Source organism: Pseudomonas sp. EpS/L25 (genome assembly GCF_001512295.1).
In the GTDB taxonomy this organism is placed as follows: Bacteria; Pseudomonadota; Gammaproteobacteria; order Pseudomonadales; family Pseudomonadaceae; genus Chryseomonas.
Genome location: NZ_LNUP01000002.1, coordinates 1653338 through 1664566, shown reverse-complemented (window position 1 = coordinate 1664566; position 11229 = coordinate 1653338). Strand labels below are relative to the sequence as shown.

Annotated in this window: 10 protein-coding genes and 1 pseudogene; 5 read left to right on the top strand and 6 right to left on the bottom strand. The window is 66.2% G+C overall.

The window, feature by feature from the left end:
- Window positions 1-133: pseudogene (locus AR540_RS24695) on the top strand (IS5/IS1182 family transposase); the annotation flags it as partial.
- 198 nt (window positions 134-331) lie between these two features.
- Here the strand turns inward: AR540_RS24695 and AR540_RS08605 are convergent.
- Window positions 332-1456, bottom strand: a complete 1125-nt coding sequence (locus tag AR540_RS08605; protein ID WP_059227868.1) for an MFS transporter — start codon at window positions 1454-1456, stop codon at window positions 332-334.
- A 189-nt stretch (window positions 1457-1645) separates the two neighbouring features.
- Here AR540_RS08605 and AR540_RS08600 point away from each other — a divergent pair, with 189 nt between their 5' ends.
- Entirely contained in the window at window positions 1646-2074 is a 429-nt protein-coding gene (locus tag AR540_RS08600) for a DUF2231 domain-containing protein (protein ID WP_059227866.1), read from the top strand.
- On the top strand, window positions 2071-3366 hold the full coding sequence (locus AR540_RS08595; RefSeq protein ID WP_059227864.1) for a PQQ-dependent sugar dehydrogenase: 1296 nt from the start codon (window positions 2071-2073) through the stop codon (window positions 3364-3366). Before AR540_RS08600 ends, AR540_RS08595 begins: the two co-directional genes overlap by 4 nt.
- Before the next feature lie 187 nt (window positions 3367-3553).
- Here AR540_RS08595 and AR540_RS08590 read toward each other — a convergent pair whose 3' ends face one another.
- The 5 genes from AR540_RS08590 to AR540_RS08570 all read right to left on the bottom strand — a co-directional run bounded on the left by AR540_RS08590 (window position 3554) and on the right by AR540_RS08570 (window position 8501).
- The gene (locus AR540_RS08590) at window positions 3554-3862 is read right to left on the bottom strand and encodes a cytochrome o ubiquinol oxidase subunit IV (RefSeq protein WP_059227862.1); all 309 of its coding nucleotides are present in this window, start codon (window positions 3860-3862) and stop codon (window positions 3554-3556) included.
- Window positions 3859-4488, bottom strand: coding sequence for a cytochrome c oxidase subunit 3 (locus tag AR540_RS08585; protein WP_059227861.1), 630 nt, complete (start codon window positions 4486-4488; stop codon window positions 3859-3861). Before AR540_RS08585 ends, AR540_RS08590 begins: the two co-directional genes overlap by 4 nt.
- The gene (locus tag AR540_RS08580) at window positions 4485-6548 is read right to left on the bottom strand and encodes a cbb3-type cytochrome c oxidase subunit I (RefSeq protein ID WP_065242513.1); all 2064 of its coding nucleotides are present in this window, start codon (window positions 6546-6548) and stop codon (window positions 4485-4487) included. Before AR540_RS08580 ends, AR540_RS08585 begins: the two co-directional genes overlap by 4 nt.
- Entirely contained in the window at window positions 6541-7482 is a 942-nt protein-coding gene (locus tag AR540_RS08575) for a hypothetical protein (RefSeq protein WP_059227859.1), read from the bottom strand. The genes AR540_RS08580 and AR540_RS08575 overlap by 8 nt, the downstream gene beginning before the upstream one ends.
- A gap of 119 nt (window positions 7483-7601) precedes the next feature.
- Window positions 7602-8501 (bottom strand): LysR family transcriptional regulator, encoded by a 900-nt coding sequence (locus AR540_RS08570; protein ID WP_059227857.1) that lies wholly within the window; start codon window positions 8499-8501, stop codon window positions 7602-7604.
- A gap of 145 nt (window positions 8502-8646) precedes the next feature.
- Between AR540_RS08570 and AR540_RS08565 the strand changes: the two genes are divergently transcribed.
- On the top strand, window positions 8647-9726 hold the full coding sequence (locus AR540_RS08565) for a 4-oxalomesaconate tautomerase (protein WP_082706940.1): 1080 nt from the start codon (window positions 8647-8649) through the stop codon (window positions 9724-9726).
- Window positions 9727-9912: 186 nt separating this feature from the next.
- On the top strand, window positions 9913-11226 hold the full coding sequence (dctA, locus tag AR540_RS08560; protein WP_059227852.1) for a C4-dicarboxylate transporter DctA: 1314 nt from the start codon (window positions 9913-9915) through the stop codon (window positions 11224-11226).
- Window positions 11227-11229 lie beyond the last annotated feature (3 nt).

Sequence of the window (11229 nt, the reverse complement as noted above, 5' to 3'; positions counted from 1 at the left end):
GATGTTCGGCTGGCTGAAGGAGAGTCGCAGGATCGGCACTCGCTACGACAAGCTGGCAAAAAGTTTCGCGGCGATGGTCACGCTCGCTTGCACGCTGCGCTGTCTGCGCCAGTATTTTTCGTACAGAGCCTAGGTTCTGTACGACAAGTCGCCGAGCGACGGTTAGGCGAGGCGAAAAAGGCTGAGGAAGCGGATCGGACCCGCGCTCGGGTTTACGAGTGGTAAATGAGCATTCCGACCGGGCTGGCGACCCAGGCCTTTTTCAACGAAGCATCACCGAGGGCAGGCATTTTTCGTACAGACCCTAGTCCGGAACGCGCGGCGCTGGTATCTACGCCGGCGTCCGCGCGATCTGCCGACAGGCCAGGGCACTGGCCAGGATGGCGAGACCGGCGAGCGGATAGACCCAGGCGGGTGACAGCAGCGGCAGCAGGACACCGGCCAGCAACGGACCGAGGCCCGCTCCCACGTCGCGCCAGACGGCATTGGCGGCCAGCGCCTGCACCCGTGCCTGGCCAGGATGACGCGCCGCTACGAGGGTCACCACCAGCGGCAGCTGCAGTGCCCGCAGGATCAGCACGCTGCCGCCCCCTAGCACCAACCAGTGCCAGCCGAAGGCGCTCAGTGCCAGGGCCGTGAGAGCAGAAAAGGCCACCAGCATGGCCGCCGCACCGTAGCGCTCGGCGGCCCAGCCACCCAGGGGACTCAGGCTCATCTCCGAGGCGTAGCGCAGGGCCATCAGCAGCCCGGCGATCAGCACCGCGTTGCCACCGAGGGCGGCCTGGGCGAAGACCGAGAGACCGAAGATGAACAGGCCATCCAGGGCAACGCCCTCGATGAAGGACCAGATGGCGATACGGTCGGGCCATCGGAAACGCCGACCCGTGCTGGCGAGTCGATGGGGCTGCGTCGGCAGCCGGCTGGCCACCAGCAGGCCCATCAGGCAGAAGCCGGCGAGCAGGAGGAAGATCAACCGCGGACCGAAGTGCAGGGTGATCCAGGCGCCTAGGGGCAGCGCCAGCATGGGGCCGATGGCGATCAGGGCGCGAGAGGTACCCGAGCGGCGTGCGGCGCCGCCTGGCTCGGCGGTGGCCAGTACCTGGGTGGAGAGGTTGAGCACCGCGAAGCACAGGCCCCAGGCCAGCCGCAGCAGGATCAGCCACCAGAAGCCCGAGAGTGTCGCGTTGCCCAGGGCGCACAGCGCTGCCACCCCGGCGGCGAGCATGAGGCTGTGGCGGTCGCCGAAGCGGGCATAGCCCTGTACCACGTAGCGGTAGCCGAAGATGCGCACCAGGCGATTGGCGGCGAGCAGTATGCCGGCTTCGGTCAGGCCGATGCCGAAGGCCTCGGCATTCATCGGCAGGATGAGATAGAGCAGGACGTCGCTGGGCAAGCAGAGCGCGAGAACGATCGCCGCCCGCCGGGAGTCGCGGTCGACGGGATGGATGCTGACCATGGGCAAGCTGTCTTGTAATAAAACTGACTTTTATCACGAATGGCCCGACCGCCAGCCAGTCTTTTGCAAGAGGTGTCCGCCAGGCGAAACGGCTGAACTAACCCGGCGCGTGGGCAATCCCTTTCAGTGCGTCCTTCTCGCCGCGCTGGCTGTATGGCCCGCGGCGCCCGTCATGAAAAGGAGTCGTCCGTGACCGTAGCTGCTCATCGTTCCTATCCCGTTCGGCCCGGCCCGCTGCATGCGCTGTTGCTGGCCGGTTCCATCCCGCTGTTCATCGGTGCGCTGATCAGCGACATCGCCTACTACCAGACCTACCAGATCCAGTGGGCCAACTTCGCCGCCTGGCTGATCGCCGGGGCGCTGTTGCTCTCCGGCCTGGCGTTGCTGTTCGCCCTGGGCAATCTGTTCGGCGCGCGTTTCCGCGGTCGCCGGCCGGCGGCCTATTTTCTCCTGCTGCTGCTGGCCTGGGTGCTGGGGCTGGTCAACGCCTTCGAACACGCCAAGGATGCCTGGGCGGTAATGCCTGCTGGGCTGATCCTCTCGGTAGTGGTCTCGGTGCTGAGCCTGGTGGCTGCCTGGATCGGTCTGTCCAACCTGCGTTCGGAGGTAGTCCGATGAGCACTCCAAGAGCCTTGAGCATCCTCGGTCTGGCCGTGCTGCTGGCCGCCTGCGGCAACGAGGGTGGCGCCGACACCCAGGCCCGCGGCCCCGATCCCAAGCTGCCCGAACCCCAGCGCGGCCTCTTGCCGAGCATGAAAATCGCCGAACCGGCCCCCTGGGGCGATCGCACGCCCACCGTGCCCCAGGGCTACACCATCACCGCCATCGCTACCGACCTGCGCATTCCGCGGCAGATGCTGGTGCTGCCCAATGGCGACATCCTGGTGGCCGAGGGCCGTGGTGGGAACGCGCCCAAGCTGAAGCCCAAGGACGTCATCGCCGGCTACATCAAGGCCCAGGGCAACACCCAGGTGAAGGGCGGCAATCGCCTGACCCTGCTGCGCGACGCCGACGGCGACGGCAAATACGAACTCAAGACGGTGTTCGCCGAGAATCTCAACGCGCCCTATGGCCTGGCCTTCGCCAATGGCCGCATCTACGTGGCCAACCAGGATGCCCTGGTGAGTTTCCCCTACCAGGATGGTCAGACCCAGGCCAGCGCCGCGCCCGACAAGCTGGTGGACCTGCCGGCGGCGATCAACCACCACTGGACCAAGGCGCTCACCGTCAGCCCCGATGGCCGTTATCTGTACGTGGGCATCGGCTCCAACAGCAACGTCGGCGAGCGCGGCATGGAGGTGGAGGTGGATCGCGCGGTGATCTGGCAGATCGATGCCCAGAGCGGCGCCCACAAGACCTACGCCACCGGGGTGCGCAACCCCACGGCCCTGGCCATGCAGCCCGGTAGCGGCCAGCTGTGGGCGGTGGCCAACGAGCGCGACGAAATCGGCCCGGACCTGGTGCCGGATTACCTGACCTCCATCCGCGAAGGGGGCTTCTACGGCTGGCCCTACAGCTACTGGGGGCAGAACGTCGATACCCGCGCCCAGCCGCAGGACCCGGCCAAGGTGGCCGCGGCCATCAAGCCCGACTACAGCCTGGGCTCCCATGTCGCTGCCCTGGGCGTGGCCTTTTCCACCGCGGCGGTGGGCGGGCAATTCACCGATGGGGTCTTCGTCGGTGAACACGGCAGCTGGAACCGCGACAAGCCGGTAGGCTACCGGGTGGTCTTCGTGCCCTTCCAGCAGGGACGTCCGGCCGGCGAGCCCATCGACTTCGCCACCGGATTCTTCGGCGACGATGGCAAGACCCGCGGCCGACCGGTCGGGGTGGCGGTGGATCAGCGCGGCGGCGTCATCATCGCCGACGACCTGGCCAATACCGTCTGGCGGGTGACGCGCACCCAGTAAGAACCTTTTCACGATCTGCTGCGCGTCGGCCAAACGGCGTTGAAAATGCCTTCGGAATGCTCATTTACCACTCGTAAACTCCGCTTCCTCAGGCATTTTCGCCTTGTTTGTCTCTAGCTCGCGAGATCGTGAACAGGTTCTAAGGTGCAAAGAGATCGGCTTGCCGCGCACCTGGGCGGCAAGCCGATCAATGCATGCGGTGCTGCAGATCACCCAGCACCACCAGGCTGCCCACCACCATCAGCACCAGGATCAGGCTGGTGAACAGCAGCAGATAGAGGTCGTGGCGGTGCGAGCGGCCCAGGCTGACGTGCAGGAAGCAGCGCAGGTGTACCAGGATCTGCAGCAGGCCCAGGCCGAAGACGATGGCCAGGGTCGTCCCCCGTGGCCAGGTCGGGAAAAGCACCAGGCCGATGGGGACCAGGCTCAGCGTCACGGCCAATCCCAGGCCGATCACATAGCTCGTCAGCTCCCGACGATAGTCATCCCGCTTCATGGCAGCAGCCCCTGCAGGTAGACCACCGAGAGGATGGCCACCCAGACGATATCGAGAAAATGCCAGAACAGGCCCAGGCGCATCAGCCGGGTCTTCACCGACGTATCCAGGCCGAACACCTTGAGCTGCACCAGCATCACCACCAGCCACAGACAGCCACTGGCGACGTGGACGCCGTGCATGCACACCAGGGCGAAGAAGGCCGAGAGAAAGGCGCTGCGCTGGGGCAGGGCGCCCTGGTCCGCCATGCCGAGGAAGTCGTGCAGTTCCAGGCCGAGAAAGACCAGGCCCAGGGCCAGGGTCACCAGCAGCCAGATCACCAGGGGCCGCAGGCGACCCTCGTGGTACTTCATCGCCAGTGACGCCAGGCCGTAGGTGAAGCTGCTGGCCAGCAGCGCCAGGGTCTGCAGGGTCACGCTACCGATCTCGAAGACGTCCCGGGCGACCGGTCCCCCGGCAGTGGCGTGCTGCAGCGTCGCGTAGATCGCGAACAGCAGCGCGAACACCAGGGCGTCACTCATCAGGAAGATCCAGAAGCCGAACAGCGAGTACTCGGCCTCGGCGTGGGTGGCGTGGTCGGTGGCGCCGACGTTGAGGCCGGCGTGGTTCATATCGCGCGGACTCATGGCCCCAGCTCCGCCAGGCCGCGATTGCTCGGCCCGGTTTCCTCGTCACGGTTGACCGCCCGCGTCGCGGCGACCTCATCCAGCCAGGCCTCGTGTTCGCGCCGGATGTCCGCCGCCGAGATCAGTCGCTCGGTATCGCGCTGGAAACTGCGGGCGATCACTGCGCCCCAGGCTACCAGCAGGCCCAGTACCGCCATCCAGCCGATATGCCAGACCAGGCCGAAGGCGCAGGCGAAGCCCGCCGCGCCGACGATGGCCGGGACGGCACTGTTCTTCGGCAGGACGATGTCGGCATAGGTGCGCGGCCGGTCGTAGGCCAGGCCGTGTTCCTTGAGCCAGGTGAAGGGATCGCGGTCGTTGATCGGCAGCGGCACGGCGAAGTTGTACTCCGGCGGCGGCGCGGCGACCGCCCATTCCAGAGTGCGGCCGTTCCAGGGGTCGCCCGCCGGTACCCGCGCACCGTCGCGGCGGCGGATGCTCACCACCAGCTGGATCACCAGGCTGGCCGTGGCGGCCAGCAGCACCATAGCGCCGAGTTCGGCGACCCACAGCAGCGGGGCGAAATCGGGGTTGTGGATGGCCTGGCTGCGCCGCGGCAGGCCGGAGACACCCAGCACGTACAACGGCATGAAGGCGAGGATGAAGCCCAGGCCGAAATTCAGGGCAGCGATGCGGCCCCAGCGCTCGTCGAGGCGAAAGCCGAAGGCCTTGGGAAACCAGAAGTGATAGCCCGCCAGCATGCCGAACAGCATTCCGGGGATCAGCATGTTGTGGAAGTGGGCGACCAGGTAGACGGTGTTGTGCACCTGGTAGTCCACCGGCGGCGTGGCCAGGGTGATGCCGGTGAGGCCGCCGATGACGAACAGCATGATGAACATCACCGCATAGATCAGCGGCGTGGTCAGGCGGATGCGGCCGCGGAACATGGTCGCCATCCAGTCGTAGATCTTCACCCCGGTGGGGATGCCGATGAGCATGGTGGCGATGCCGAAGGCGGCATTGATCTTCGGGCTCTGGCCCATGGTGAAGAAGTGGTGCAGCCAGACGGTAAAGGACAGCACGGCGATCACCAGGGTGGCCCAGACCAGCGAGTGATAGCCATAGAGCCGCTTGGTGGAGAAGGTGGCGAAGACCTCGGAGAACACCCCGAAGGCCGGCAGGATCAGGATGTACACCTCCGGGTGGCCGAACAGCCAGAAGAGGTTGATGTAGTTCATCAGGTTGCCGCCCTGGGTATTGGTGAAGAAATGGAAGTCCAGGTAGCGGTCCAGGGCCAGCAGCAGGGTGGCCACGGTCAGCGGCGGCATGGCGAAGATCATCAGGATGCTGGTGCACAGCGCTGTCCAGCTGAACAGCGACATCTGGAACAGGCGCATCCCCGGCGCTCTTTCCTTGTAGAGGGTGACCGCGAAGTTGAGGCCGGTGAGGGTGCTGCCCAGGGAGCTCAGGGTCAGCGCCCAGATCCAGTAGTCCGGGCCGACGCCGGGCTGGTATTGGACGCCGGTATAGGGCGGGTAGCCGCTCCAGCCACCGGTGGAAAAACGCCCCAGCACCAGCGAGACCATCACCAGGGCGGCACCGGCCACGGTCAGCCAGAGGCTGATGGCGTTGAGCAGCGGAAAGCGCACGTCGCGAGCGCCGATCTGCAGCGGCATGACGAAGTTGATCAGCCCGGTGAGAAAGGGCATGGCGACGAAGAACACCATGATGGTGCCGTGGGTGCTGAACAGCTGGCCGAAGTGCTCCGGTGGCAGATAGCCCGGCGCATCGATGGCCAGGGCCTGCTGGGTGCGCATCATCACGCCTTCCACTACGCCGCGGCTGAACATGACCAGGGCCAGCACCACATACAGGATGCCGATGCGCTTGTGGTCCAGGCTGGTGAACCATTCCCGCCAGAGATAGCGCCACTTGCCGAGCCAGGTGATCGCCCCGGCGGCGGCGAGGGCGCCGAGGATCACCACGCTGGCGCCGCAGGTGGCGATCAGGCTGTAGAAGGGCAGGGCGTCATAACCCAGGCGGCCGAACAGGAACTGCCAGAGGGCCGAGGATTCAGTCATGGGTGGCTCTCTGGAAGGTGTCGCAGGCGGGTACCGGATGCTGGCGATAGCGGGCCAGCACCCAGGCGAAGAGGGCGGGTTGGGTCAGGCGCAACCGGGCGGCCTGCTCCAGGGTGCCGGGGCGCGCCAGCACCTGGTAATGGGCGCAGTCCAGGGCTTCGCGGGCCTGAGTGCCGTTCTCGGTCCAGGCCTGGAAGTCCTTCGCATCCAGCACCCGGATCGGGAAATGCTGGTCCTGGAAGCCCTCGCCGCTGTACTGGGCGTTGCGGCCCTCGAATTGGCCGGGCGCCGGAATCTGCAGATAGCGCTGGGTCTGCATGCCGGCCATGGCGTAGATCTGGCCGCCCAGGCGCGGCAACAGCAGGGATTGCATCACCGTATCGCTGGTGAGCCTGAGCTGTACCGGCCGCCCCGCCGGCAAGACCAGCTCATTGACCGTGGCGATGCGCTGGTCGGGATAGAGAAACAGCCACTTCCAGTCCAGGCCGATCACCTGGACCTCCAGCGGCGCCACGTTGGGCGTTGGCGAGCGATAGGGATCGAGGCTGTGGGTGCGGGTCCAGACCAGTACCGCCAGGACCGCGACGATCAGCGCCGGCACGCCCCAGGCGAAGAGGTCCAGCAGCCAGGAGAATTCCCTGCGCGGCCGGTAGGCGGCGCGGTCATTGCCGTGGCGATAGCGCCAGACGATCAGCGGGGTGAGCAGGATTACCGGCAGGACCACCACCAGCGCCAGGCCGACGATCCACAGCAGCAGGTCGCGTTCGCCACTGGCGGCGAGACCGGCCGGGGCGAGAAAGCCGTGCTGCAGCGGCGAACATCCGCTGAGCGAAGCGGCCAGCAGCAGGCCAGCGATGGACCCGGCCGCCAGTCGGTGCCTCGAGGTACTCCCCGGACAGGAAGAAGAACGACGCGACTTTCGCGCAAAGGACATAAGCGGACCCGACCGTAACCAGTTGTTGCAGCCAACAGACCGCCCGACCGGGCGCGACGTTCACTGGATACTGGCGCTTGGCCGCCCCGGCGCAAGCCGTGCCGGGGCGCAGGCCCGGGCTAGGGCCGTTCGGTCTGCCACTGGCCGAGCAGGATGGCGACGAATTTTTCCGCGGCGGGCGACAGCGAGGCGCCACGGCGCGAGACCAGGCCGAGGGTCCGCGTCACTTCCGGATCGCTGAGGGGCACGCTGACCAGGGTCGGGTGGTCGGCATCCGGCATGGCCAGGCTGGGCATGGCCGAGACGCCGAGGCCGGCTTCCACCATGCCCAGGGAGGTGGACAGGTGCTGCACCTCATAGAACCACTTGGGGCGGATGCCCCGTGCGGAGAGGGCATGGTCGAGCAGCACCCGGTTACCGCTCAGGCGCCCCACGCCGATCAGGCGGTGCTCGACCAGCTCGGCCCAACTGATCGACGGGCGTCCGGCCAGTTCGTGGTCACGCCGACAGGCCAGTACGAATTGCTCCTGCACCAGAGGCACGAATTCGATGTCCGGGTGCTGGCCGCTGAGCATGTTGATGCCGAAGTCGGCCTCGCCGCGCAACACGGCTTCCAGGCCGTCGTTGGCACTGAGGTCCAGCAGCCGGATGCGGATCTTGGGGTATTGCTCGTTGTACTGGCGGATCACCGAGGGCAGGAAGTAGAAGGCCGCGGTGGGAATGCAGGCCAGGGTGACCTGGCCGGTCTGGCGCTCGGCCAGTTCGCGGATGCTGAGGATGGAATCCTCGAAATCGTCCAGCAGCCGGCGCGCCTTGGGCAGGAAATCGCGCCCGACGCTGGTGAGGCCGACGCGACGAGTGGTGCGTTCGAGCAGGGGCGTGCCCAGGCCGTCTTCCAGCTTCTTGATGCGCCGACTCAAGGCCGGCTGCGACAGGTGCAGAGCATCGGCCGCCTCATGGAAGCTGCCCAGTTCGGCGATTTTCACGAAAGATCGAATGTCTTGCAGCTCGTAGTCCATGAACGCCCTGTCCCGGAAACCCAGTTTATTGATTATCCAAGTGGAATAATAGCGCTGATATTTGCATTGGATAGATTTATCTCTGGCTGCCAATCTTGCTCCTAGAACATCAATAACCGCTATTGATCAACAAGAGTCAGAAGTCATGCAACGTATTCCCTGCGTTCTCATGCGAGGCGGCACCTCCAAGGGCCCCTTCTTTCACGCCAGCGACCTGCCCAGTGATCCCGTCCAGCGCGACGAGATGCTGATCGATCTCATGGGTGCCGGCCACGAGCTGGAAATCGACGGCATCGGTGGCGGCAGTCCCCAGACCAGCAAGGTCGCCATCATCAGCCCGTCCAGTCATCCCGATGCCGACGTCGACTATCTCTTCGTCCAGGTGATGGTCGCCGAGCGGCGCGTCGATACCGCACCCAACTGCGGCAACATGCTCTGCGCCGTGGGTCCCTTCGCCGTGGAGCAGGGGCTGGTCGCCGCCAGAGACGGCAAGACCCTGGTGCGCATCCGTAACCTCAACACCGACAGCTTCGTCGATTCCCTGGTGCACACGCCCGGCGGCGTGGTGCGCTATGAGGGCGACACCGCCATCGACGGCGTGCCCGGCACCGCCGCGCCGGTGCAGCTGACCTTTCTCGACGCCGTGGGCAGCAAGACCGGCAAGCTGTTTCCCACCGGCCGGGCCACCGATGTCTTCGACGGCGTGCCAGTGACCTGCATCGACATGGCCATGCCGATGATGATCGTCGACGCCCGCCACCTGGGCGTGACCGGCAGCGAGCGGCCGGCCGAGCTGGACGCCAACGCGACGTTGCTGGCGCGGCTCGAAGCCCTGCGTCTGCAGGCGGGTCGGGCCATGGGCCTGGGCGATGTCAGCGGCAAGGTGATCCCCAAGCCGGTGCTGATCTCCCCGCCGCAGCAGGGTGGCACCCTACAGGTGCGCTACTTCATGCCGCACAGCTGTCACCGGGCGCTGGCCATCACCGGCTCCATCGGCCTGGCCACCGCCTGCGTCACCCCGGAGACCGTGGTGATGGCGTTGCTCGGCGAGTCGGCGCGTGATCTGACCAATGTCCGTCTGGAGCATCCCAGCGGTGGTATCGACGTGGTGCTGTCGCGCGGCGGCGCGGACGGCACTACCATCCAGGCCTCGGTCGTCCGGACCGCGCGCCGACTGTTCGCCGGCCACGTGTACGCGCCCATCGCACGAAGGCTCGCCGGCTGACGCAAGAGCCTGTTCAAGATCTGCTGCGCGTCGGCCAAACCGCGTTGAAAATGGCCTGGGTCGCCAGCCCGGTCCGCTTCCTCAGCCATTTTCGCCTTGTTTGGCTCTAGCTCGCGAGATTGTGAACAGGCTCCAAGACCCCACCCACCAGCGCATCCACACAACTTCAATAAAGGGTGATGCCTCATGAAACTCGCCAAATCGCTGTACTTCCAGATCCTCTGCGCCGTGGTCCTCGGGGTGCTGGTCGGTCACTTCTGGGCGCAACAGGCCGTTGCGCTCAAGCCCCTGGGTGACGCCTTCATCAAGCTGATCAAGATGATGATCGCCCCAGTGGTGTTCTGCACCATCGTCACCGGCATCGCCGGCATGACCGACAAGAGCACCCTGGGTCGCCTGATGGGCAAGACCCTGCTGCTGTTCCTGGTGCTGACCGTCATCAGCCTGTTCATCGGCCTCGGCGCCGTGTATCTGTTCCAGCCGGGCGTGGGCATGAACATCGACCCGGCGACCCTCAGCACCGCCGGCATCGCCCAGTACACGGCATCGGCGGCCAAGCTCAGCGTGGTCGACTTCTTCATGCACATCATCCCGGACACCTTCATGGGGGCGTTCAACAAGGGTGAGGTGCTGCCGGTGCTGTTCATCGCCGTGCTCTGCGGTTTCGCGCTGTCCGCCATGGGCGAGCGTGGCCGACCGGTGCTGGAGGTGCTGGAGTCGGCATCGCAGATGGTCTTTCGCATCTTCGGCTACCTGATGCGCTTCGCGCCGGTGGGCGCCTTCGGCGCCCTGGCCTTCACCGTGGGCCAGTACGGCATCACCTCGCTGGGCTCCCTGGCCAAGCTGATCGCCACCCTCTACATCGCCTGCGCCTTCTTCGTCTTCGTGGTACTGGGCGCGCTGTGCCGCTCGCGTGGCTTCAGCCTGTGGAAGCTGTTGCGCTACTTCCGCGAGGAATTCCTGGTGGTACTGGGCACCTCGTCCACCGAGCCGGTGCTGCCGCGCATGCTGCAGAAGCTCGAAGGCCTGGGCTGCAAGAAGGGCGTGGTCGGCCTGGTGCTGCCCACCGGCTACTCCTTCAACCTGGACGGCACCGCCATCTACCTGTCGCTGGCCGCGGTGTTCATCGCCCAGGCCTGTAACATCGACCTCACCGTCGGCCAGACCCTGACCATGCTGGCGATCATGCTGCTGTCCTCCAAGGGCGCGGCCGGGGTCACCGGCAGCGGCTTCGTCGCCCTGGCCTCGACCCTCACCGTGATCCACGACATCCCGCTGGCGGGGCTGGCACTGCTGATCGGCATCGACCGCTTCATGTCCGAAGCCCGCGCCCTCACCAGCCTGGCCAGCAACGCCGTGGCCACCGTGGTGATCTCCCTGGCCGAAGACGCCTGCGACCGCGAGAAACTGATGCGCGCCCTGGAAACCGGCAAGGCCCAACCCCTGGCCGTGACCGAAGCGCCCGAGTGGCCCGCGCCGGAAGCCCGTCCCCACGCCTGATCG